This is a genomic window from Alkalihalobacillus deserti (assembly GCF_020734105.1).
GTDB classification, from domain to species: domain Bacteria; phylum Bacillota; class Bacilli; order Bacillales; family Bacillaceae_D; genus Halalkalibacter; species Halalkalibacter deserti.
The window spans coordinates 13,466-38,064 of record NZ_JAJAFR010000022.1 but is presented as its reverse complement, the minus strand read 5'-3'; the positions used below and the strand labels follow the sequence as shown (position 1 = coordinate 38,064).

The 24,599-nt window shown below is 36.0% G+C and carries 23 protein-coding genes and 1 pseudogene; 8 read left to right on the top strand and 16 right to left on the bottom strand.

All coding sequences use genetic code 11. The features are described 5' to 3' along the window. The first annotated feature begins 302 nt into the window (after positions 1–302). Positions 303–1,121, top strand: coding sequence for a Cof-type HAD-IIB family hydrolase (locus LDX58_RS22090; protein ID WP_227939457.1), 819 nt, complete (start codon positions 303–305; stop codon positions 1,119–1,121). 85 nt (positions 1,122–1,206) lie between these two features. On the opposite strand, the gene LDX58_RS22085 is transcribed toward LDX58_RS22090, so the two are convergent. Together LDX58_RS22085 and LDX58_RS22080 are read right to left on the bottom strand one after the other, a co-directional pair. Further along, positions 1,207–1,962 carry an exodeoxyribonuclease III gene (locus LDX58_RS22085; RefSeq protein WP_227939456.1) on the bottom strand — a complete coding sequence of 252 codons (756 nt, stop codon included), beginning with the start codon at positions 1,960–1,962 and terminating at the stop codon, positions 1,207–1,209. A 160-nt stretch (positions 1,963–2,122) separates the two neighbouring features. Continuing rightward, the gene (locus LDX58_RS22080) at positions 2,123–2,452 is read right to left on the bottom strand and encodes a hypothetical protein (protein ID WP_227939455.1); all 330 of its coding nucleotides are present in this window, start codon (positions 2,450–2,452) and stop codon (positions 2,123–2,125) included. A gap of 226 nt (positions 2,453–2,678) precedes the next feature. Between LDX58_RS22080 and LDX58_RS22075 the strand changes: the two genes are divergently transcribed. Further along, a complete protein-coding gene (locus LDX58_RS22075; RefSeq protein ID WP_227939454.1) occupies positions 2,679–3,548 on the top strand; it encodes a dimethylarginine dimethylaminohydrolase family protein in 870 nt (289 codons plus the stop codon). A gap of 100 nt (positions 3,549–3,648) precedes the next feature. After that, positions 3,649–4,551 carry an MBL fold metallo-hydrolase gene (locus tag LDX58_RS22070; protein WP_227939453.1) on the top strand — a complete coding sequence of 301 codons (903 nt, stop codon included), beginning with the start codon at positions 3,649–3,651 and terminating at the stop codon, positions 4,549–4,551. Between the two features lie 107 nt (positions 4,552–4,658). On the opposite strand, the gene LDX58_RS22065 is transcribed toward LDX58_RS22070, so the two are convergent. The 3 genes from LDX58_RS22065 to LDX58_RS22055 are packed head-to-tail and all read right to left on the bottom strand — an operon-like array spanning position 4,659 to position 8,215. Then, the gene (locus LDX58_RS22065) at positions 4,659–5,846 is read right to left on the bottom strand and encodes a D-alanine--D-alanine ligase family protein (RefSeq protein ID WP_227939452.1); all 1,188 of its coding nucleotides are present in this window, start codon (positions 5,844–5,846) and stop codon (positions 4,659–4,661) included. Between the two features lie 15 nt (positions 5,847–5,861). Beyond that, the gene (locus LDX58_RS22060; protein WP_227939451.1) at positions 5,862–7,442 is read right to left on the bottom strand and encodes a UDP-N-acetylmuramoyl-tripeptide--D-alanyl-D-alanine ligase; all 1,581 of its coding nucleotides are present in this window, start codon (positions 7,440–7,442) and stop codon (positions 5,862–5,864) included. After that, positions 7,439–8,215 (bottom strand): alpha/beta fold hydrolase, encoded by a 777-nt coding sequence (locus LDX58_RS22055; RefSeq protein WP_227939450.1) that lies wholly within the window; start codon positions 8,213–8,215, stop codon positions 7,439–7,441. The genes LDX58_RS22060 and LDX58_RS22055 overlap by 4 nt, the downstream gene beginning before the upstream one ends. A gap of 252 nt (positions 8,216–8,467) precedes the next feature. On the opposite strand from LDX58_RS22055, the gene LDX58_RS22050 reads away from it, so the two are divergent. Together LDX58_RS22050 and LDX58_RS22045 are read left to right on the top strand one after the other, a co-directional pair. Then, the gene (locus LDX58_RS22050) at positions 8,468–8,650 is read left to right on the top strand and encodes a hypothetical protein (RefSeq protein WP_227939449.1); all 183 of its coding nucleotides are present in this window, start codon (positions 8,468–8,470) and stop codon (positions 8,648–8,650) included. 350 nt (positions 8,651–9,000) lie between these two features. After that, positions 9,001–10,371 (top strand): amino acid permease, encoded by a 1,371-nt coding sequence (locus tag LDX58_RS22045; protein WP_227939448.1) that lies wholly within the window; start codon positions 9,001–9,003, stop codon positions 10,369–10,371. Here the strand turns inward: LDX58_RS22045 and LDX58_RS22040 are convergent. Further along, positions 10,355–10,984, bottom strand: coding sequence for a LysE family transporter (locus LDX58_RS22040; protein ID WP_227939447.1), 630 nt, complete (start codon positions 10,982–10,984; stop codon positions 10,355–10,357). The genes LDX58_RS22045 and LDX58_RS22040 overlap by 17 nt on opposite strands. Positions 10,985–11,262: 278 nt before the next feature. Next, on the bottom strand, positions 11,263–11,370 hold the full coding sequence (locus LDX58_RS22035) for a YjcZ family sporulation protein (protein ID WP_227939446.1): 108 nt from the start codon (positions 11,368–11,370) through the stop codon (positions 11,263–11,265). Between the two features lie 205 nt (positions 11,371–11,575). Here LDX58_RS22035 and LDX58_RS22030 point away from each other — a divergent pair, with 205 nt between their 5' ends. Then, positions 11,576–12,199 (top strand): YitT family protein, encoded by a 624-nt coding sequence (locus LDX58_RS22030; protein WP_227939445.1) that lies wholly within the window; start codon positions 11,576–11,578, stop codon positions 12,197–12,199. A gap of 92 nt (positions 12,200–12,291) precedes the next feature. Then, entirely contained in the window at positions 12,292–13,257 is a 966-nt protein-coding gene (locus LDX58_RS22025) for a tripartite tricarboxylate transporter substrate binding protein (protein ID WP_227939444.1), read from the top strand. A 290-nt stretch (positions 13,258–13,547) separates the two neighbouring features. Here the strand turns inward: LDX58_RS22025 and LDX58_RS22020 are convergent, their stop codons facing one another. The 9 genes from LDX58_RS22020 to LDX58_RS21980 all read right to left on the bottom strand — a co-directional run bounded on the left by LDX58_RS22020 (position 13,548) and on the right by LDX58_RS21980 (position 24,065). Then, entirely contained in the window at positions 13,548–15,518 is a 1,971-nt protein-coding gene (locus LDX58_RS22020; protein WP_227939443.1) for a tripartite tricarboxylate transporter permease, read from the bottom strand. Between the two features lie 103 nt (positions 15,519–15,621). Then, a complete protein-coding gene (locus tag LDX58_RS22015) occupies positions 15,622–15,918 on the bottom strand; it encodes a hypothetical protein (RefSeq protein ID WP_227939442.1) in 297 nt (98 codons plus the stop codon). Positions 15,919–15,933: 15 nt separating this feature from the next. Beyond that, positions 15,934–17,199: an MFS transporter gene (locus tag LDX58_RS22010; protein ID WP_227939441.1), complete on the bottom strand. Its 1,266-nt coding sequence runs from the start codon at positions 17,197–17,199 to the stop codon at positions 15,934–15,936. Between the two features lie 129 nt (positions 17,200–17,328). Then, positions 17,329–19,116, bottom strand: coding sequence for an oligoendopeptidase F (gene pepF, locus LDX58_RS22005; protein WP_227939440.1), 1,788 nt, complete (start codon positions 19,114–19,116; stop codon positions 17,329–17,331). A 518-nt stretch (positions 19,117–19,634) separates the two neighbouring features. Further along, the gene (locus LDX58_RS22000) at positions 19,635–20,528 is read right to left on the bottom strand and encodes a hypothetical protein (protein WP_227939434.1); all 894 of its coding nucleotides are present in this window, start codon (positions 20,526–20,528) and stop codon (positions 19,635–19,637) included. Beyond that, positions 20,525–21,055 carry an RNA polymerase sigma factor gene (locus tag LDX58_RS21995; protein ID WP_227939431.1) on the bottom strand — a complete coding sequence of 177 codons (531 nt, stop codon included), beginning with the start codon at positions 21,053–21,055 and terminating at the stop codon, positions 20,525–20,527. Before LDX58_RS21995 ends, LDX58_RS22000 begins: the two co-directional genes overlap by 4 nt. A gap of 387 nt (positions 21,056–21,442) precedes the next feature. After that, positions 21,443–23,089: a PAS domain-containing sensor histidine kinase gene (locus LDX58_RS21990; RefSeq protein WP_227939429.1), complete on the bottom strand. Its 1,647-nt coding sequence runs from the start codon at positions 23,087–23,089 to the stop codon at positions 21,443–21,445. Between the two features lie 24 nt (positions 23,090–23,113). Beyond that, entirely contained in the window at positions 23,114–23,761 is a 648-nt protein-coding gene (locus LDX58_RS21985) for a transporter (protein ID WP_227939427.1), read from the bottom strand. Positions 23,762–23,804: 43 nt separating this feature from the next. After that, positions 23,805–24,065 (bottom strand): pirin family protein, encoded by a 261-nt coding sequence (locus tag LDX58_RS21980; protein WP_227939425.1) that lies wholly within the window; start codon positions 24,063–24,065, stop codon positions 23,805–23,807. Between the two features lie 284 nt (positions 24,066–24,349). Here LDX58_RS21980 and LDX58_RS21975 point away from each other — a divergent pair. Beyond that, a pseudogene (locus LDX58_RS21975) lies at positions 24,350–24,575 on the top strand (DUF779 domain-containing protein); the annotation flags it as partial. Positions 24,576–24,599: the final 24 nt, after the last annotated feature.

Here is a 24,599-nt window from a genome sequence, read left to right as displayed (position 1 = left end):
AACAATTAAATGCTGCGGGTGAGAGCTTAAACAAAAAGAAAATAAAAAATCAAATTCGCAACTAATGAGAAGTGCGCTACATTATTTTCCTGATTGGGATCATGCCATTGAAAGTAGCGTCATCTAATTGTTGACACTTTAATGTTTTTTACATCGTATGAGTAACCAGCAAGGGGCAAGCAAAATTCTTTGCTTACTTTTTGTTTTAATTGATCTTTTTTTGTTCGAACAAACAGACTAGTCGGTCGGCTATTTTTCCTTTATAGTAAAAGAATCCTCTATTTACAGAAAGGAATTATATTATGACATACAAAATGATTGTTCTTGATTTAGATGACACACTACTACGAGATGATCATACGATCTCTACCCGAACGAAAAAAGCCCTCATGACTGCACAGCAACAAGGTGTAAAAGTCGTATTAGCGTCTGGAAGGCCTACATATGGCATGAATAAAATTGCAGAAGAGCTTAAGTTAAAAGAATATGGTAGCTTCATCTTATCTTTTAACGGTGCGAAAATTATTGATGTTCAAACAAAAAAAGAGCATTTCAGTAGTACTCTTACTCCAGATATGGTTCATCGTTTATATGAACTTAGCCAAGCTGAGGGTGTAAGCATTCATACCTATGTTGAAGATTGGATCATTACGGAGAATGAACATCCATATACATTAAAGGAAGGTGAAATTACTGGACTTCCTATAAAAAAAGTAGCAAGTTTTGTTGAATCTGTTACAGGCCCAGTTGTAAAAGTCCTAATGGTAGAAAACCCTGAAAAGCTTATTAAAGTGGAAGAAAAACTAAAAAAAGAATTCGCCGGTACTCTTAGTATCATGCGCTCAAAGCCTTATTTTTTGGAGTTTCTAGAAGAAGGTGTCACAAAAGGCTCTAGTTTAAATACCCTCATTCAAACTCTTGGCATCGAGCGTGATGAAGTAATTGCAATGGGCGATAGCTATAACGATTTAGCTATGATTGAATTTGCTGGCCTTGGTGTTGCCATGGGGAACGCACCCGATGACATTAAAGAAGTAGCCGATTATGTAACCGATTCAAATATGAACGACGGTGTCGCTAAAGTTGTAGAAAAATTTATCTTAGCTAAAGTTTCTAAATAACATCAAAACAGGATCATTCATCATAGAATGATCCTGTTGATTCTAATAGGAATTAGATTAAAGCAATCCTAAACTCATGACTTTCTTACATTGATAACTCTAAGGCAATAGGACAGTGATCGCTACCTATAACCTTAGAATGGATGTCCGCACTTATTAGTTTTTCTGTTAACCGTTCCGAGACAATAAAATAATCGATTCTCCATCCTATGTTTCTTTCTCTAACCTTATTCATATAGGACCACCAAGTATAAGAAAGTTCTTTCGTCGGATAAAAATATCTAAATGAATCGATGAAACCCGCTTCAAGCAGTTTGGTCATTTTTTCTCGTTCTTCTTCTGTAAAACCTGAGTTATTTTTATTTGTTTTTGAATTTTTTAAGTCGATTTCCTTGTGAGCGACATTAAGATCTCCACATAACACTACTGGTTTCATTTCATCTAATTTTAGTAGATAGTGGCGGAATTGATCTTCCCATTCCAAACGATAATCAAGTCTTGCCAAGTCTCGCTTTGAATTAGGTGTATAAACATTGACAAGATAAAAGTCATTAAATTCTAGCGTGATCACTCTACCTTCTTTTTCTTCAAAGTCTTTACCGAGACCATATTGAACGGTGATCGGTTTCACTTTTGAAAAAACAGCCGTACCCGAGTAACCCTTTTTCTCAGCATCATTCCAAAATTGATAATATCCGGCTAACTCAAGACTGACTTGTTCTTGCTGACACTTTGTTTCTTGTACACAGATAATATCAGCATTAACATCATTAAAGTAATCTAAAAATCCTTTCGTTATACAAGCACGAATTCCATTTACATTCCAAGATATGAGTTTCATAGTTTATTTCCTACTCCTTAAAACTGTTTTAAAAAACAGCCTCAAAATTCCATCTATTCATAAAGCAAGATTTTGCAAGTTTACGAATAACTTCTATTATAGAATAATAGTTTTAAAAAACAAAATAAACCGAACGAAAAGTCCGGTCTTTTTAACTAAATCATTTATGATCTTCCAACATTCGATTCATATGTTCGTTTGGATTATTTTCATTTTCCAACAGCTTAACTAAGTAGAATTCTGATATTAATGGAATCATTTTTTCCTGAAGATAATCCGATCCAGATCTTAACGATTCCGCTCCTGTTTCCACAAGGTCTTTAGGAGCAATATTAAATAAAAACACCGCAGCAATACTTACAATAACTAACACTACAGCAAACTTAAACAACGTTTTCAGAAGTGAAACCAAAAGGAAAACAGCGATGATACTTCCGATAATCATGAACCAAGTTGATTGTGAATGAAATAATTCTGGTAAATGTTTCACAGTTCCTCCTTACATACATATCGAACCATTTCCTAATAAGTCAGTGTTAACAAATTAATCATTCTTTAAACACTTGATTGTTAATTGCCCCTATTATTATGACTACACTTGTTATAGTAACAAACTCATGAAACGTTTAATATCAAAAAGTGAAAACAATTAAATTATAAATTCTTGGTTAATAGGTACAATAAGAAAATATTGAATCAGTAATGGAGGAATTTCAATGTCCTTTTTATCAAAATCGCCTGAAAAACCGTTTGCGCGAAGTGAATATGATGTTTTACGACAAGTTATCTTATGTAAGCCTGAGTATATGACAATTCGTGATGTGATTAACGAAACACAAAAGAAGTTTAAAGATGAAGGAATTCACATTGAACTAGCTATGGCCCAACATAAAAAATTCATACAAACATTAAAGGATCACGATGTAGATGTCATCCTTCTCCCCAGTCTAAAAATGTTTCCTGAACAAGTTTTCACCCGCGATATCGGGTTTACATTGGGCCACATTTTATTTGTAGCTGAAATGGCCAATAAACTCCGACAAGGCGAGGAAGAAGTATTAAAGGGTTGGTTAGAACGAGAAGATATATCTTATTTCAATCTACGAGGAGATGAAATTGAGGGTGGAGATGTGATCGTTAATGGTGAAACCATTTATGTCGGCCTTAGTGCACGGACAAACCAAAAAGCCATTGACCATCTTCAAAGTATCTTGCCTCATTATGAAGTAGTTACAGTTCCTTTTACTGAAAAATACTTGCACCTAGATTGTGTATTTAATATTATCTCACCAACCGAAGCGCTTTTTTATCCAAATGCATTTACACAGAAGGAAACTGAAATTCTTGCTAGTCGTTTTGAATTAATTGAAGTATCGGAAGAAGAACAGTTTACATTAGGAACGAATGTGCTTTCAATCGGGAATAAAAAGATATTTAGTTTACCGGTTAATACAAATGTAAACCAAGAACTGCGTAATCGAGGCTATGAAATCATCGAAGTCGATATTACAGAAATTATCAAGTCGGGTGGCTCATTCCGTTGTTGTACTCTTCCTGTTTTAAGAGACGGTGACAATCACTTATAGACAGGTGTAGCATTGGGCTACACTTGTTTCCTCATTCGAAAATAAGGGCTATAGACCGCTTCCTTTAGCCACTTTTATCGAGTCTTAAGGAGGTGGAAACTTGAAAAAGAGATATCACAATCTCGATCATATAGAAAACCGTGTCAATCCATTAAAACTCGTTTCTTATTTTTACAATCGAAATAAAGGCAAAGACTTAAAAGCACGCATTGCAATCACTCAAACTACAGGGTCCAACAAGGCTAGTCAGGGAACGTACTATACATGGATTGGTCACTCTACCTTTCTCATTCAAATCGACGGATTAAACTTGTTAACAGATCCTGTATTCTCAAATAGAATGGGACTGGAAAAACGTTTAATCAAGCCTGGTATTTCTCTTCATGACTTACCAGAAATAGATGCTGTTTTCATTTCACATGCTCACTATGATCACTTAGAATTCTCTTCATTAAAAAATTTAAAAGGTAGTCCTCACTTCTTTGTCCCAGTTGGGGTAAAAAAGTTATTTACAAACCGAGGGTATCTTCGTGTAAGTGAAGCGAATTGGTGGGATTCCATTCACTATAAAGGTTTAGACTTATATTTTGTTCCTGCTCAACATTGGAGTAGAAGGACGATTTTTGATAAAAACAAATCACATTGGGGAGGGTGGGTTATTAAAGATAGAAAGATCACCCTTTATTTTGTCGGCGACTCAGCTTATTTTGATGGCTTTAAAAAGATTGGCTCAAGATTCGATGTAGATGTTGTGTTTATGCCCATCGGTGATTATGAGCCAGATTGGTTGTCTGGTCTTTCACATATAAGTCCAGAAAAAGCAGTCAAAGCGTTTATCGACTTGGAGGCGCGAAGGTTTGTTCCAATGCATTACGGAACATACAGATTGTCAATGGATACCGGTCCTGAAGCTCTAGCTAGGTTATATATGGAATGGGAGCGACAACAACTTCCCCTCGATCAGTTGGCTGTTCTAATGGTAGGAGAAATGAATGCTTTTTAAAACGCTTGGATTTGGTTAGTTGTCCAAGCGTTACTTGTATGTGTAAATCACTTTGCCATTCTTTACACACGAAAAAGAGGCTGATTACTCAACCTCTCATCCTCTTACTAATTTTTACTTCCTTTTAAACCACCACTTTGAGTGTTGAATAAATTCGAATCAATCGAAAATGTTAGATTCTCGCGCTCGCGTTCACGTTTTAATGCTAACTTAATTAGATCATTTGTTAAATCAGAGAATGACTTACCTGTTGGTTCCCATAAATAAAACGATAAAGAACCAGGAATTGTGTTAATTTCATTAATATACACTTTTTCGTTATCATCTAAATCAATAATAAAGTCAATTCTTGACACACCACTACATCCTAACACTTGAAAAGCTTTGACAGCAATAGCCTGAACTTCTGCGGTTTGTTCATCAGATATATCAGCAGGAATGATCCGGTTTGTTGCTTCCATTCCTTTTGCCCCTTTACTTGATGAACTACTTTGATACTTATCTTCATATGATAGGAATTCATCATTTCCGAGTACTCGCTCACAAATAGAAGCTTCCGCATGTTCATAGTCACCAAGAACAGAGCAATTTACTTCTTTCATATTTGTAACCATTTTCTCTATCACGATTTTTGCAGCAAATGACGTTGCTAAATCGATCGCATCTTCTAATTCGTTCACATCAGCCGCTTTACTGATTCCAACACTCGAACCTAAATTGGCCGGTTTGACGATTACAGGAAACCCTAACTCTTTTTCTATCCTTGCTGTTACTTCTTCTTGATTTACACGCCACTCTGAAGAATAAAGAGAAATAAAATCCAGAATTGGGATATTGTAATCTCTAACCACACTCTTCATCAATGATTTATCCATACCTGCTGCTGATGCTAATACGTCCGGCCCAACGTACGGGATTCCTAACAATTCTAAAAAGCCCTGTAGTACTCCGTCTTCCCCGTAGGTACCATGCATAACTGGAAAGGCTACATCAATTTCATCAACATATTTCTTTCCAAATTTAGGTTGAGGGTCTTTCTGTAATAAGAATTTGCCATTAGGGTCTCGTTGCAACTGGATTTTTTGGACATTGCTTAGTAAGCCTTTAAGGTCTTTGTATTCCTCAATATTGGTTAATTGTTCACCTGTATACCAAGCCCGATCTTTCGAAATATAAATCGGTACAACCTCATATTTATCTTTATCTATTGCACTCATTGCCTGTGATGCAGAGATGACAGAAACTTCATGTTCTACTGACATCCCTCCAAAAATAACTCCAACCTTTGTTCTCATGGAGTCTACCTCCCCTTATTCGTTAAATGAGTCTGGTAAATCATTTTCTAGTAATACAACTGTTTTTTGATTTGCGATCCCGTTCATATGTGCAATCGCATCTTGTAGATTTGCTGCCACATATTGTTTTTCTTTTGGATAATTTGATGTTGCTAAGCCATCCTGTAGAGGCTTCGTTTGCCTTTTCCCAACCAAAATAATATAGTCACATGTTTTCGCTGCATATTCAGCAAATTCTTTGTTAAGAGCATACTCTTCCTCTCCAAGTTCAATCATACCTGGAGTCACTAAAACTTTAAATTCTTCCATCTTCGCGAGTACATCAATCGCCATCTTCGCACCTTTAGGATTTGAGTTAAAACTATCATCAATAATTGTAATGTTGCCTCTAGTCTTTCTCAACTCTAAACGATGCTTAACCGGTTGAAGTGCCTTAATAGCTGGAGCCATCTTCTGTAATGGGATACCTAGTTCTCTAGCGACAGAAACTCCAGCTAAAATATTGTAAACATTATGCTCACCCAATAACTTTGTAGAGAAATAAATCGATTCTCCATTCTTTTCAGTTAGCGTGAAAGACATTCCTCTTGAATCATAAGAGATATCACTCGCTTTAAAATCAAGATCATTGCTGTGGATACCGAAATAAACTTTACGGCAAGGATTTTTCGCTGTCACAGACCTGATATTCCCATCATCCCCGTTTAAAAAGCCTACGCCATGTTCAGGTAGGGTTTCAATAATTTCATACTTTGTTTTTTTAATGTTATCAAGCGTTTTAAATGTCTCCAAATGTTGCGGACCTATCGCTGTTAAAATGCCATATTGATGTTCAACGAGATCGCAAATTTCTTTAATGTCCCCCTCTTGTTTCGCACCCATTTCAGCAATAAATACTTCATGATATGGCTTTAACTTTTCGCGAATTGTTCTCGTAACACCTAGTTTTGTGTTATAGCTTTCAGGTGTCATTAGAACATTATACTGTGTTCCTAAGATTGCTGCTAGAAAATGCTTTACACTTGTTTTCCCATAGCTTCCTGTAATTCCAATCGTCTTTAGGTCTTTTGAGCTTTTTAACAGCTTTTTCGCATCGTCGAAATAAAATTGATTGATACGGAGTTCAATAGGATTGTTAATCATGTTAGCTAAGATTAAAAAATGATACGTCAATATCATCACAAGGAATAACAGCGCAAGCGCTACTCCTGTTCCTAAAGCTACAAACAAGAAATATGAACAAACAGCAACAATCAGCAATAGAACTGTTGTCGTGATTAATAAACGCTTAACACGGGCTGTAACAACTAGCTTTTTCTTTTCAATTTCCTTAGACATAAAAACAGCTAATGCCGTGTATACTATCGTGGATAATATAAGAGCACTATTTTCAAATTGAACTAACGCTAGTAGAAACGGAATGATAACTAAATAGTGTTTAATAGGAAATACTTTCACCTTATTCTTTTTCATCCATCTTACATAGCGCTCGTTCCGGTAAGAGTTTTGTTGAAGCATATGAACACTTCGTTTAACAAGCCTTGCAGTTAATAATGCCCATGATGCAATTACTAATAAATATAATAAAGTTGTCATGAACGTACCTCTCTATCCTCTTCTAAAAATTTGTCAATAATAATAAGGAATTGGTGTAATTGTTCCAAATACGCATAGTGAGCTGCATTTTTCAAGACAACTAACCCTGCATTCGGAATCATTTTCTCCATTAACTGTCCATCAGTAACAGGGGTTGCCGTATCATTCTCCCCCCAAACTAATAACGTTGGCGGTTTGATATCTGGTAATAAATGACGTAAATCTTCGTTTACGACTTTAATGAGCGTTTGCTGCATGACTCCGCTAATGCTCTTATAGTCAGAAGAACCTAATTTACTTTTCATTTTATCTAAGATCTCGTCTTCATACTTATTCAAAATCGGTAGCTTTAATAATTTCTTACATGATTTATAAAAATACACTTTCACGTAATAATTAAGTTTTCTTTTTGGCTTGATCCCTGCTCCACCCGTTAAAATAATTTTTTTAACGTCACCATATTTAGCCGTATATTTAATGATCACTCTCCCACCAAATGAATGACCGATTAAAATAGGATTTTCAATGTTTAGCACTGTAATAAACTCATGCAAAACGCCCATATAATCGTCTACTCCCCATTGCTCTTTTGGTTCCGGGCTCTCACCAAACCCAGGAAAATCAAGAGAATAAACCTTGAAATGTTTTTCTAGATGTTTATGAACAGGCTCAAATGTTTTAATATTTGCTCCCCACCCATGGAGCAAAATAATACTCTGACCTTCACCTGATACTTGATAGTTTAACACCCCATACTGTAACTTTACATGCATCTTTTATAAACTCCCCTAAGTAAAATTGTCTAACTACCCCATTACTGGCTAATATATGTACGTATACCATCTTATCATACCAAGAAAATAAGTGAAAATGACCTTTTTTATCATACACTCTTTGAATAGCCATTTCTAGATACTATCGCAAATCTTTTCTTGTATTCCTTTTTTAATGATGACATAAATCCTAGAAATATTTATTCGTTTCTCGCATAGAATATATAGGTTATTAAAGAAGGGAGAGGCAAGATGGATTTAACAGAAAAACAATTCTCACGATTAAGTAGAAAATCAATTGGTACATTAGAGAAATTGCAACAACAATATACTCAAGAATTTGGAGAGTTTATTTCAAAAGAAGAATTAATGGCATTAATCGTGCGATATTCCCGTGAAAGAACAAATATGATTCAAAAAGAAAAGACAGAGTGAGGCTTTAGAAAAAGAAAGATCTTCGAGAAAGTGACAATGTTTCCACGCACTTTGCGCGCCCGAAGATTGAGAAACAGGCATATTGGTATGAGACACTATTCATACCTTTGACTTAGAGGCTACTGAAGAAGGTAAACACCTTCTTCAGTAGCCTCTACTTGTATTTCAATGCATTCAATAAAAATGATTCACCATGTCTATTCCAACATAAACTTTTTCAAAAAAAGTCGATGTATCCTCTTTATAAATCATGGCCCTCCTACCCTTATTTTCCAAATGAAGTGCTCGTTCTTCTTACATAAACTAATGTCTTTCATCGAACAATACAGAAGAATGAGGAGTGATTTATAATGAAAACAAAAGCCGGTGAACAATCAGAAAAGAAGCTACGCTGGTGGGAATTATCTTTATTAGGTGTAGCAGGTACGATCGGTACAGGTTTTTTTCTGGGTTCCAGTATTGCTATTGATATGGCAGGTCCATCTGTTCTTTTAGCCTTTGCTTTAGCTGCAGTTGGTACTTATTTCGTTTTTGAAGCACTTGCTAAAATGACAATCGCTGACCCTCAAAAAGGCTCGTTTCGATCTTATGCTAAAAACGCCTATGGTCGTTGGGCAGGTTTTAGCAGTGGTTGGGTCTATTGGCTTTCTGAAATGCTCATCATGGGTAGTCAAATGACGGCTTTATCGATCTTTACCAGGTTCTGGTTCCCTAACGTTCCGTTGTGGGTATTTGCAAGTGTCTACGCCGCTCTAGGGATTCTTGTTATAATAGTTGGAACAAAAAGCTTTGACCGAGTAGAAAATCTTCTAGCAGTTCTTAAAATTGCCGCTATTTTAATGTTTATTATTTTAGCTGTCCTAGCTTTATTAGGAATTATTGGACAAGAAACAGAAAGTGTCGCTACTCCTAGGACATACAACACAATCTTTCCAAATGGGGTTACTGGTTTATTACCAGCCTTTATTTATGGATTTTATGGATTTGCTGGAATTGAAATCATGGGGTTACTTGCCATTCGACTCAAAAATATGAAAGATGCACCGAAATCAGGAAAAGTCATGCTTTTAGTATTAGCTATTATTTACATCACTTCGATAGGTTTAGCCATACTAATGGTTTCATGGAATGGTGTTTCGACTGAACAAAGCCCCTTTGTAACAGCTTTAAATGCTTTTAGAATTCCATATGTTAACCATTTCTTTAATGGCGTATTTATCATAGCTGGCTTTTCAACGATGGTCGCATCCTTATTTGCTGTTATTCGAATTCTTGTCACATTAGCAGAAGATCATGATGCCCCTACCGTTTTCTCAAAAAAAGTAGGAAATAACATTGCTTTACCTGCTATTGGGCTAACGGCCGCAGGAATGGTTGTATCGATTATTTTGGCTATTGTCATCCCAGGTCGACTTTATGAATACGTCACAACCGCTGCAGGTATTATGTTGCTTTACAACTGGTTATTCATACTTGGATCTTATGGTCGTCTACTAGATCTAACAATAAAAGACCAAATCAAACGACTATTAGGCTTTATTTTAGTTCTCCTTGGCGTGATAGGAACGATATTCCACACAACGAGCCGACCTGGATTTTTTATCAGCTTAGTCTTTATCCTACTAGTAGCTATTGTGACTTTGGTCATGCGTCACTTTTGGAAAAAATCTCAAGACGATACGCCGCCCGACCAACCATCTCTATTTACGAAACTAGAATAAGTAGTGCTTGAATTCCGAAGTAAACACCAAACCCTATTAATGAAAAACCAGACACAATCGAAATGATAGTTAAGAGTCGATTCGTTAAAAACTTTCGCATCGTACTTGCAAGTGCAGCCATCGTAATATCCCAAACGGTTATCCCTATAAAAATGGCTGCACAATAGATTATTAGTTGATTTGTTCCATATGTAGTAACGGTTTTTGCTAAAATCGATCCAAATATCCCCAACCAAAAAAGAATCGTTAATGGATTAAATAATGACATGAAAAAACCTGAAAAAAAGGATTTTATTTTGGAATCCTGTTTATATTTTCTACTATTTATTGACATTCTTCCTGCGCCAGAAATACTCTCTATTCCCGTATAAACCAACACAAAAAATCCAAAGATCCACAGAAAAGTTTGAATAATAGGCACTTCAATAAATTGAACAATACCTACAAAAACCAGAAGCATATATATCGCATCTGCTACAGTTGCTCCTAGTCCTACAAGCCAAGCATGCAAGAAACCACTTTTTATTCCTCTGTCAAGCTGAGCTGCGTTAACAGGCCCAATCGGAGCTGCCAAACTTAAACCTAAAAATATGTACCCTAAAAGCACACTCATACAACCATCCTCCAGTAACGAGTAATAAGTCGGACAACCAACCTGCCTGTACAGTCTATGAAGGAGAACAAGCTTTTACGACTAAAAAGATGATTTTTATAAAGGTTGTCCAAGCGGTTTATTTGGAACATTCTCGAGTGATTTTATCTGCTGTGCGCAACGCAAACTTAGACAATCGATAAAAATGATGGAGCTAATACGTGCAAAGCCAATTCATGCTCTTCAACAAAAAAAGAAATAGCCGACTCATAATGAGTCGACTATTTTAAACTTATTAATTAGTATCCGTATCCACCTGACCAGCTTGCACCGATAATTACTAATAAAATGAATAGAACTACTAGTAACGCAAAACCGCCGCCACCATATCCTGCTACATGTGTCATAAAAAATCATCTCCTTTTAGTTTCTGTTGATCTTACATTTTTATCCTATGTCTGGTTTACATTTTCGTTTGGGCTCTTTTGTATTTTCCCTAAAAAAAATTGTACACATTTTTTTGCCTTAACATAAATACAGGCTTGGTAAATATAATTAAGTTAGGATAAGTAATTAACATACATGGAGAAAATCTATTTTATAGGAGCTAAAATGACACATTCTATAAGAACTTACATCTTAATTACATGCGGCGGTTTAATCCAAGGAATGGCGATGTCTCTTTTTTTATTTCCTCATTCTATTCCCTCCGGTGGCGCAGGGGGTTTAGCTGTTTTACTGAACTACTGGATTCATATCCCTTTAAGTTTTGCTCTTTGGATTGTGAACTTCTCCTTATTGGTTGCCGCGATTAAATGGCTTGGTAATGCCAGTGCGATAGGAACTATGTATGGCATTACGATCACTTCGTTAAGTGTACATTTTTTTAATTTCGCGATGTACAAGCCGTATGACAATGTGTGGATCGACTTATTAATTGGATCCATTATTTTAGGAACCGGTGTCGGCATATTACTTAGACAAGGTGTTTCAAATGGAGGAATGGGTGTTCTCGCTTTGATTATAGCTAGGGTCAAAGATAGTTCACCTGGTAAACCACTATTTCTTTTAAACGGATCCATCTTTGTATTTACTGCTTCCGTTATCGCCTGGCCCATCGTCATTCAGGCTTTATTATCCCAATGGCTTTCCACTCGAATTGTTGATGCTATCTTTCGACTACGGACTCAATTTCTTCAAGTCCCTCCACTTAGTTTACGTAGACGTAAAAAGTGAATTCATTTACGTTTTTTCGAGTAGACAACATCTCATTTAACCTTTCCTTGCATATTCTTCCTATATATGTAACAGAAGGGGTTGGGATAAGGATGATAAAAAAATCGATTGCTTTTTTTCTTTGTTTTAGTTTGTTCATTTTAACAAGTTGTTCAAATGAAGCTTCACCTGATGACTTTCCAGATAATAGCATTCAGCTGATTGTTGCGTTTTCTCCTGGAGCAGCCACAGATACACAAGCTAGAATCATTTCTAAGTATGCTAGCAGTTATCTAGGCCAAGAACTTGTTATTGTAAACAAGCCTGGTGGTGGCGGTCAAGTAGGTTGGAATTCGTTTTCAACAGTTGAGGCTGATGGATATACATTGGCCGCTTATAACCTTCCGCATATTATTACACAACCATTAGTGGGTCAAACAAGTTTCGAACTTGATACTTTCGAACCTCTCGTCAATTGGGGTGGGGATCCAACCGTTTTTGCGGTTCGGAGCGATAGTGAAATAAAGACTCTTGATGATTTAATTGTTGCAGCAAAACAATCACCCGGTAGTCTAACGGTAGGGAATGCGGGACTGTTTGTAGGGCAACATTTAGCCACTTTATTATTAGAAAACTCAGCCGATATTGATTTGGAAGACGTTGCATATCAAGGTGCTGCTGATGCAATTGCTTCACTTCTAGGTGGGCATACTGATGTTGTCGCAGGGAATCTATCTGACATATATCGTCTAGGCTCTGACGTCGTGCCAATAGCCATTGCAACCGAGGAACGTCACCCCTTTTCTCCAGATATACCTACATTTGTAGAACTCGGGTATCCAGAAGTTATTATGAGTACAGATCGTGGGATTGCAGCAAGAAAAGGAACCCCGCCTGAAATCATTGAAAAGTTAGAGAAAGCGTTCATACAAGTACTACAGGATGAGGATTTCCTAGCAGAAATGGAACAGGCTGGGGCTGACATGCTCATAATGAACCGAGAAGAGGTCATAGCTGATCTGGATGTAAGAACAGACACTTATCAAGAATTATTAGAATCAATCGGTGTTATTGATTAGAAAAAATGAGTTTAGCCGTCTAAATGCAAAAATTCTTGTTCTAACTTCGCCTTTTAATCACTTCTAACCTCATGCTGTTGAGTACACCTCGACAGCATTTTTCGATTGAACTACCTTTTATCTTATTCATGTATTGTTTTTTGTAAAAGCTTCCCTTACTCAAAGAAGCACACTCTATACTGTTGAGTGTGCTTCTTTGAACTAAAAGGTTGATGGCAACGTTCTTAGAGATTGTAATAAGAGCAAAACCATCCCTTTTGAACAATCTCTATAAAAGTAAATACTTACAACTAAAAGAAATTAGGTAACGGTACACTTAATAAAATAGTAAAAATTACGTACAAAATGCAGGTGAAAGATAAACTAACAACTAAAATTTTCTTAATAGAGATTTCTTTCTTACCTTTAAAGTAAATATACAAAGGTATGCTTACCATTAGGATTAGCACTTGTAGATAGAATCCAATCAGTGTCGTTAATAAACTAATGACAGAGACAAACATTATAATTCCTATCAAGGAAACTAATTCAGACGATCTCTTTTTAGTCGATCCTCCTGTTTGACTGAAGCAACTTTTCATGCATTCAATGACCGATAGCACAAATAAAAAGATGAACGTAATTTGAGGGAAAAGCCTTTGTTGAAAAGATAAATCAAACATCAAGTAAAAACACAGTAAAACGATTCCACTAAATCCTAACCAACACAATGAACTAAGAGACAGAAATTCCCTCCATGAATGTACTTTGATTTTCGATTGAATGCTTTTTCCATTTTCCTTTTTCACGTTTTGCATGATGGCGATGGCAACCGTTATTACAACTAATCCATACAAAACGACATTCCAACTACCCGTAAAAAAATATGACAGGGCTGAACCTTTTGCTCCTCCTAGTTGTAAGCCTTGCATAAGTCCCTGCTCTGCTATCGTTCCTAGTATAAAACCTAACGCAACAGGAGCAGGTGAAAAATCGAATTTCTGGAGAAAAAACATAAAAAGCCCGATTAACACAACGGTATAAATATCAAACACATTATTTTGAGTCGTGTAGGCTCCAATAATAGAAAAAGACAAAATAACTGGCGCCATAAAATAAGCGGGAATATGAATTAATTTTGTCATATATCTAATCATCGCAAGTCCTACAAATAACAACAGGACTTGTGCCGCAATCATACTATATAAAAAAGTATAAGCAACCCCCGCATGATCAACAAAGAGATTATTTCCTGGCCAAATTCCATGGATTAGCAGTCCCCCTAAAAAAATAGCTGCTGTTGGTGAACCTGGGATGCCAAGTGTAAGTAATGGGATCAGTGACCCACCCACCATGGCATTATTTGCACTTTCAGATGCAATAACGCCATCTTTTTCTCCTTTTCCAAATCGTTTCTTGTTCTTCGAGAATCTTTTCACCTCATTGTAGGCTAGTAAACTGGCGATATTCCCCCCTGCGCCTGGTACCATTCCAATAAATGCCCCTATCCCGCTCCCTAACGTCACTGCCTTAGGACGTTTTATAACATCTCCAAATGATTCTCTAATCGTTGATTTTGTTGTTTTATGTGTAACAGTACGTTCATCATGCTTATCCCGTAACGTTTCAATTAATCTAAGGGCTTGAGGAAAGGCAAATAGTCCGATCAGAACCGCGACCATATGCAATCCCCCAACTAAACTGTCAAATCCAAATGTAAAACGAGCCATTCCAGTAATCGTGCTAATTCCAATAAAGGACAAAGCTATCCCTAAACATCCACCGATGAGATTTTTTGAAACGGAGCCTTCGGATATAGCTGCGATTACTGTAATCCCGAATATTGCAATCCAAAAGCTCTCAGTCGGTCCGAACTTTAATGAGAAACTTGCAAATACTGGTGCAAAAAAGAGCAACAAAAACATACCAAACAGTCCTCCAATGACTGAAGATATCGTTGCTAGTTCTAACGCCTTTCTTGATTGACCTTGTCTCGTCATTTGATAGCCATCGAAAGTCGTGGCTACATTTGCTGGTGCACCTGGAACATTAAATAGAATAGCTGGTATCGATCCTCCAAATACACTACCGCAATAAATGCCCCCTAATAAAATTAGACCTTCAGTAGGTCCTAGTGAAAACGTAAAAGGAATCATTAAGGCTACACCCATGGTCGGCGTTAATCCTGGTAACGCACCAATTACAATACCTAGAACTAACCCAATCACAAGCACGAGTATATGGTGTATCTCAAATATTTGCCAGAAAAAGAAAAAATCCATATCCTAGCCCCCCAAGTTTTAGCTAGGATATGGTATTCATCTAAGTGCCTATAAGTGCGTGTTCACACAAGGGGTGGTGTCGCTCATTTATTTAAAAGATTGCCTATTCTTCTTTTTTCTTGCTTTCTGCTTCAAGCTCTACTTTCTTTCCACCTACTGATAAGTATGAATACACTTCTAGTTCTGGCTTTAATTTCGAAAGCCCGTCTAAGTATGGTTTCACTAAATCTTTAAAATCTTCACAAACTCCTTCTTCTTGTAACAAGCCATATACATACATCTTTTTCTTTTCCTTTTCCATTAAAAAAGCCAAATACCCTACAGGTTTATTATCATCAGTTACGATATTTAAAACTTGAGAATCTTCTTTTATAAATTCGGGAGAAAAATAAATTTGCAAGTTGGTTCCTCCTAGTTATTCTGTCGTTAGTTGAAGTTTTTTAAATAAAGTATGAGCCTCACTACTATCTTCTTCCTTCGATCCTTTTTGATTTTTCACATGAATCAAAAGAAAACTAAGGAGCCCAACTAAAAGTGTTAACCCTGCTGTCGCTAAAAACATCCCTGTTCTTGACCAATTCATTAATGATTCAAAGATAGGTGGTCCCGCTGCAACTCCTAAGAATCGAACAGAGCCATAAAGGGATGTCACAAACCCTCTTCTTGCAGCCCCAACAGATCCTGTAATTAAACTATTCAAACAAGGCAGAACTAAACCAGTCCCAATACTAGAGACGACTAGAACAGCAATAAAAGGCCATAGTTTCTCAAAAAAGGTTAATGTTGCAAACGATGCTGTCATTAATAAAAACCCAAATACAATTAGTTTTTTCATTCTTTTTAAATCTTTACCAATTTTACTTCCGGTTGCAAATGAAGTGATCATCATAAACAACAAAGGAATGGCTAAGATCGAACCTTTTAAAACTCCATCAATATTATACTCTGTTTCTAGGGTATCCGATAAATAAAACAAAATCCCGAAAAGAGTAAATAAACACGTTGCACCTGCTAAATAAGCTGTGAACAACCATCTACCTTCATGTTTAAATACCGAAAGCAATCCTTTCGCATACTTCCCAAGTGGAGGAGCTTCTTTCTTTTTCTTTTTTTCTTTCACAAAGAAAACTGTAAGTAAAACAGATATTAGAACAAATACTGGAAAACCCCAAAACGGGCCATACCAAACTAACAACGCCAAAAGCGAACCGACAATCGGAGAAATTACTTTCCCAAAGCCATTTGAGGCTTCCACAATCCCGAGTACCTTACTTTGTGAACCTCCTTTAAACAAATCTCCTGTTAGAGCCATGGCAATCGGTGTTGTTCCTGCTGCTCCTATACCTTGTAAAGCCCGTCCTACCATAATCCACATATAAGAATTGTTAAACCAAGCAGCAGCGACACCTGCTAATAAACCCCCAACACCATATACAATCAGTGCCGGCACGATGATCGATTTTCGCGAAAATCGATCAGACATATAACCCAATATCGGGATCGAGATAGCGGCTGTTATCGAGAAAATCGTTATCGTTAAACTAGCTTGAAATGCTGTAATACCGAGTTCTGTTTCCATTTTTGGTAATATTGGGATAAGCATTGAATTTCCCAAAGTCATAATTAGAGGAATGGATCCTATCGCTAATATGACTAAACCCTTGGTCTTCTTCTCAGTCATAACAATCTCCTTCTACCACATTAATTTTTCTTTTGAATGTGATACAGCTATTTATTAAGATGCGATTTGAAACCAAAAAAAATACATAAAAAAGACCTACACATTAAAAATGTAGGTCTATAGAAACTTTTATAAAGATGAAAACTCATCAACTAAGTCACCAAATATGGCTAACGCATTCTGGATTGGTTCTGGCTTTGTCAAATCAACACCCGTAGCTTTAAGTAGTTCTAATGGATAGTCCGAACTCCCACTCTTTAAAAACGTTAAATAATTCTCAAGTGTCTCCGGCTTCCCTTCAAGTAGTTGATCTGCAATATGAATAGCAGAAGCATAACCTGTTGCATACTTGTAGACGTAAAAGGGACGATAAAAATGAGGAATACGGGACCAACCATATTTGACTTCTTCGTCAAATACAATCTCATCTCCATTATATTCTTGAAAGATTTTTTCATAAACGTCATTTAATACTTCCGCGTTTAATGGCTCACCAATTTCAGCTTTTTCATGTGTGACCTTTTCAAATTCCGAAAACATGACTTGTGTAAATAATGTCCCTCTAAAACTGTCAATAAAATGGTTAAGGAGATGCTTTTTCATTTTCTCATCTTCGGTATTTTTAAGTAAATAACGAATGAGCAACACTTCATTTACCGTTGAAGCAACTTCAGCAACAAAAATCGAATAACCTGCTGAAATCTGTGGTTGATGATTAGATGAATACCAAGAATGCATCGCATGACCACATTCATGTACAAGTGTAAATAAACTATCTAGATCATCCTGATGATTTAATAAGACAAACGGATGAACCCCATAAAGTCCAAGGTTATAAGCACCCGACCTTTTACCTGGAGTTTCTCTTACATCAAAATAGCGTTTATCTTTAAAGTCGCGTAACGCTTCTACATATTCTTTTCCAAGTGGAGCTAGGCTTTTCAACATCAAATCATATGCTTCGTCAAACGATATATCTTCTTTAACGTCTTTTACTAAGGGGACATTTAAGTCGTACTGGCGTAACTCTTCTAGTCCTAACGTTTTTTTGCGAATCTTCGTATACCGATGCAGTGGCTCAATATTCGCTTTTGTTGCGTTTATCAAATTTTCATATACTTCAGTAGGAACCATATCTGAAAAAAGTGACTTCTCTAATGCTGACGAGTATTGACGCATTTTTGATAAGGTAACGTTGTTTTTTATAGTAGCAGAAAGCGTTGAGGCAATTGTGTTATTAAGCTGAACATAAGGCTTGTAGTATGCTTTGTATGCTTCTTTACGAACCTCGCGATTATCGTCCTCGATTAATTTTGAATACATTCCCCTCGTCAATTCAACTTTTTTGCCATCTTTATTTGTAACTTCACCAAACTTAATATCAGCGTTATTAATCATGCCATACGTATTACTCGGGGCAGAGAGTGATTCTCCTAACAGAGAAAGAACTTCTTCCTTTTCTTTTGTTAGCACATGCTTTTTATAACGAAATGATTCAAGTAAATCTTCCTCAAAATAACTTAAACCATCAATTTCCTTAATATAAGCTTTTAACGTTTTTTCTTCAAGACTTAATAAATAAGGCATGAAGAAAGATGTGGCTGAACTAAGCTTTACCCCAAGCGATTTCGCCCGCTCTTGTAACGATTGGGCCTTTGTATCTCTTGTATTAATATCGACTTGAAACATCGTGTAGACATAAAGCTTTTTATACGTATAACCGATTTCTTCACTTAAGGTTAAATACTCATACAACGTTTTTGCATCAGTAATCTTCCCATCAAATTCTTTTAATTTTTCTGTTCGTTCTTCAACTAATTGTAAGTCCTTTTCCCACTCAGATAGGTCGGGATAAATATCAGCTAAATTCCATTTTTCATTTAACGGGACTTCTTCTCTTGATTTATAAGCCTTCATCTAATATATACTCCCTTCGATACGCTAGTATGTAAACCCTTTATATGGTATATGTTACTACAATCTAGATAAAGAACAAAGAAAAGAGGCTGACTGTCTAAGTAAGTAGTTCCGTTTTGGTGGAGAAATAACATATAAATGATTTTATTTTAAACATATGAAATTGCCTTGCAAATAACATAATAAATCCATTCATGACAATAGCTGTTGTCAATGTATAATTGGTATGTTAAAAGGAATGCTATTTGCTATGTTAATAAACTTCAAAAGATAATTGTCATTTTATGTTAAAATACATATAGAAAAGTGAAGAAGTACACTTAAAGTACGAGTACGATAGTAATCACTTAAATGTTTATCGGAGTCGTATCTTAAATAAAATATATAAGCTTGGATTAAAATAATAATCCAAGCGCTTTTGTGCTAATTGTTTTGTTATTTCACTCGTATTTATACGGTTCTTTTACTTTTTCTCCATTATCGGAACTACTTATGTCTACAGTCGCCTCTTTTCTTTGTTAGTTGTATGTCCAGCTAAATTCATCAAAAATAACTTTAACATGTCTTCCAAACCCTTCTGAATACTCAATAAATGGGTTGTCATTAGCAAACGAACTTGTCTTAAAGAAATAAATATTCTCACCTTGTTCAACTTGGACAACATGTGCGTTCAAACCATCTTTTTCAAATTTCATTTCTACAATTCCTTCAGCAGGTAGCCCTATAGACATTAGGTAGTTATCCGATTCGACCTCCGTATATCCATGTTCACTCATCATCTTCCGGTATAGGTCAAGTTGCTCAGTATGACTACCTTCATTGTTAATTTGAAAAATTTCAAAAACAATTGGTTCAATTTTTCCATTACCATAATTAGCAAACCATTGAATCGCTCTACCCTCATTATTGTCCACTTCTTCTATTACCAAACGTTCATCATATCTCGTTGTAAAACCAAAGATTTCATCCTCAAACGGTTTCACCTGGATAACCTCTGGCATACCTTCTTCATTGGTTATTTCAAGTGGCATAGAATCCTGATCATCAGTAAGTTCCTTTGGAATTTCTCTAACCTCTGCATCATCGGCATTGAAAACTTCTGACTCCTCGGTTTCTTCAATCGCTGCGATACTCATGCTTTCCTCTGGCAATCCCCGATCAGCGCTTAACTCTGTTTGATGAGCAGATTCCTTTTGACTAGCTAGTTGACTGACTCCTAACACATACCCAATTCCAATCATGAGTACAATTAAAGCAGCTACTTGCCAGCGCTGATAATATCTAGCCCAATTTCGCTTTTTCTTTTTCTTAATATTTCCCATGATGTTCGCAGCGGACGATTGTGTTGGCATTTGATCGTAGTATTGATTCAGTCGTTCCATTGTTTTATCAAAATTGTTATTATGACTCATAGCTGCTCACCTACTTTTTCATACTCTGCCTTCAGCTTTTGTTTCGCTCTTAAGATTCTTGTTTTAATTGCGCCTTCCGTTACACCCAATACCTTTGCAATTTCTTGATAGTTTTGTCCATGGAAGAAATGAAGAACGATTGGAACCTTATACTTATCATCTAATCGATGAATCATTTGATGTAACTCTTGCGCCTCTTCATCAAAATTATCGCTAATATACGTTTGTTGTGTTGCATACTTCTGAAGTTCCACTGTTTTTCGTTTCATTTGTTTTTCTTTTCGGTAAAAGTCTCTGATTACATTTAATGTGATTGAGTAAAGCCATGTTGTAAATTTACCTCGATTATGTTTATGAATAAAACGATAAACTTTCAAGAAAACTTCTTGGGTGACGTCTTCAATATGACTAGGGGACACCCCAATTTGAAAAGCAAACTTTTCAACCGTTTTTAGATGCCCTTCGATTAACTGCTGGAAGGCCTCATCATCTCCTTGTTTCGCACGTTCAATTAGTTGTTCTTCCATCGTTATTAACCTCCGAATTCAATCGATCTCACTTTCTTTACTTATGAAACGATAAGTCTTACAAAAAGGTTACAAAAAATAAGAAAAACGGCGCAGCCGTCTTTTCTTATAAGCAATGAGCGGAGCCGTTGCCTTGATTTTAAGCCTTTTAGGAATGCCCTTCTCCTAAAAGGCGCGCAACGTGCGGAGCCATTGCCCTTCGTTGAGTTGTCTAGAGAGCTTCTTTGAACTACTTTCACACTGCTTGAATTTTAATTCAAATTTTATAAATTCTTATCTTTATGAAAAATACATTCTTCTAAGAAATTTACTAGGTTTTTATGGGTTCGTAAAAACTTTTCAACTACCGCTTTTACGCTATAAAAAAGGAAGTTCTAATGAACTCCCTTACGTATGTTTATTTACTAGTTTGTCTTCCGATTTAGAAAGTGGCAATCTAACTTTAACGGTCGTCCCTTTCCCAATTTCACTTTCATATTGAATCGTTCCTTGATGTTCTTCAACAATTTTAAAACTGACGGTTAGACCCAATCCCGTTCCCTTTTCTTTACTGGAGTAAAACGGCTCACCTAGTTTATTTATCCGATCTTCAGCAATGCCACAACCATCATCTATAATGGTTATACTAAGGTGTTCGTCCCTGTCTTTTTTTATCTGAATCGTTATACTTTTAGCCGAAGCCTCGGTTGCATTCTTAATAATATTTATAAATAACTGTTTTAATAAATTCGCTTCACAGTCGAGCATTGGCAAAGAATTCTCAAATTCAAGTTTCAATTCTGAACCGTACAGATTTGTCTGCGATTGTAATAAACCAATCACATCTTCCATAATCTCCTCAATATTGCAAATTGTAAATTTCGTTTCTTGGGGCTTAGAAAGGACAAGTAATTCACCGACGATTTGATTAATACGATCAAGCTCTTGTAACATGATGTTGTAAAATCGATCTGGACCATTATCTTCCATTTTAAACAGTTGAACGAATCCTTTTAATGCTGTTAAAGGGTTTCTTATTTCATGAGCAACACTAGCGGCTAGCTCGCCGACAACAGATAATTTCTCTGCTTTTCGTAATCGATTTTCAGTCTCGATTAATTGCGTTACATCTCTACTGAAACCAGTTACACCGATGACCTCATTATTGACAATAATCGGAACATACGTACAATCCAATGACAGCATTTTTCCATTTTTATGTTTAACATGTACATGAGACTTCGAACAAGCTTTTTTCGTTTGCAAGACCATCTGAAACGCATAATCTGCCCTGTCTTTATCTTGATCAGCAATGAACTTCAAAATAGGTTGTCCAATTAACTCATCAATAGAGTATCCACTAATAGCTGTAATTTGAGCATTCGAATTAGTAACGACCCCATTTAAGTCTGTCATGTAAATTAAATCAGGACTGTGTTCAAATAAAGATTTGTATTTCATTTGGCTGACAAGTAATTGTTCCTCCGCTTCTTTCCGTTCGGTAATATCCCGTCCCATTACAACAAGTGCTTCACGATCTCCTTTTTCATCGAACAACGGAACTTTAATCGTATCAAACGTTTTTGTTTTCCCATTCGGAAGCAGAATTGTTTCTTCGCACCGATTAATAGTACCTTCCCGCCACGTTTCTTCATCTGAGATCTCGCAATACCTTAGAGCATCTCCATAAAAATCCGTGTATTGTGCCAATTCAGAGTCTTTTTTCCCTTTGTAGTCAACGTTACCTAGTTGAAATAGTTCAAGACCAAATGTATTACATGTTAACCATCTTCCTTCTCCGTCCTTGAAATTAACAAAGTCTACCATGGCATTCATGAGAGAGGAAATTTTATGTTCTTCTTTTTTAGCTGTTACAAGCTTTTCTTTTTTTATTAGTAAATAATAGATAAAGATAGCTGTACAGATAACAAAGATAAATTCGCGAACATTCGAATTAGGATTAAGATTGAGCAAATGAACGAACGTATATTCACTGACATTAAACCAGATGAAACTGCTAGAAAGATAGATAATTATGACACTTATTTTTGACAACTTACTCTCACCTTTTTTCTTTTTTTAGCCGCTGCTTATATTAGAACAATTTTCATTTTTTTCATTTTTTTTATTTTTCTTGTACTTCTGAAAATACAAGTTTACTTTAGTAAAAAACCACTGAAGAGCTATTCCATGAAGCAAGACTCCGATTACGGCCGTGCTTACAAAAAGAGTAAGACTGATCACTTTCTCCACTTCGATTGTATGTTGTCCAAAAAAGAAAAGTTGAAGGAAAACATAATAGAAAGCTTCCGATAACGTAGTAATATTTTCTTCTAAAGACTGGATAATCAAGGACTCGAGTATTAAAAAAACTGACACCAACATTAAAATCAGTAATTTAGAATGATAAGATATTTTCATCATTATCGGATGTATATAGAATTTCGTGATGGTTTTCATTCGAAAGAGATACATGATTCGAACAAGTCTTGCTATTTGAAAAAATTGATCAAATGGAATAATCGCTATTAACAAAAATGGATTTTCTTTAATGAAGATCCATTTATTAGGTGATCTAAACATACGAACACAAAAATCAACAAAAAAAATAAACCAAACAACCCAATTTATAAATGGGTTCGAAGAGTGTTCTAACCAAAGCGTCATAATGGTTACCATGACAAGTAGGAGCATGATTGCTTCATATATACGTTGGAAAACTTGCATAACAATCCCACTCCTTCTATGAAATAATAACAGAAATTTTCCATTAATAGAGCAAATTGTGAAAAAAATTCCTTAAAGAGTTAAAAAAGACTTCATAAAGGAGAAGGCTACTGAAAAAGGCACTCAATTCTGAATGATTCCACTGAACATCTCTTGCTTGTAAAATACCTTCACCACCTGAATTATCTTTATGTTCAAATTTGTGGTCTATCAAATATGTAACCGTTTTTATCCCTCTATGTCGATGAAACCCAAAAGTCCCTTTCCTCAACCAATCTTCTACTATTAAAAGGATCAAATTCATACTAGTGACCGTTCTAATACCAAACCTTTTTGATAGGCTCTACCGTCTACAGAAAAAGATATATCACATACTCTTTAATTGTTACTAGCAATGTCCCTATAATCTATCTAATGGTAAATAGAATAATGCAACTAATATAACTGCCTAAAAAAAGCTAAACTAGCCCAATTTTCGGCAAGTTTGACAATTGAACGGCTCCATGCAGCCCATAGTGATGAAACACTTAAGGAAAAATTCTCTTTACTTAGAATCTAGTTATGGAAGTTCACCGTTGTACCGACAATGAATTTACCATTGGCGATAGCGGTACATTACTAGGCGAAATAGCTTTTATAATAGTTCAGCGCAATACGAATATAGGAAACATACTTAACTGATTATTGTAGTCGAAGGTTATCGAGGAGTGTTTTCACTTGAAGGCCCGGAAGGAAAACGATTTTTAAAGCGAGTTCAAGAATGTTTACACCAGAAGAACGTCAGCAGTTAAATAAAGAGACACAAGAGCTATAATACCCCTGTGTCTCTTTTCTATCT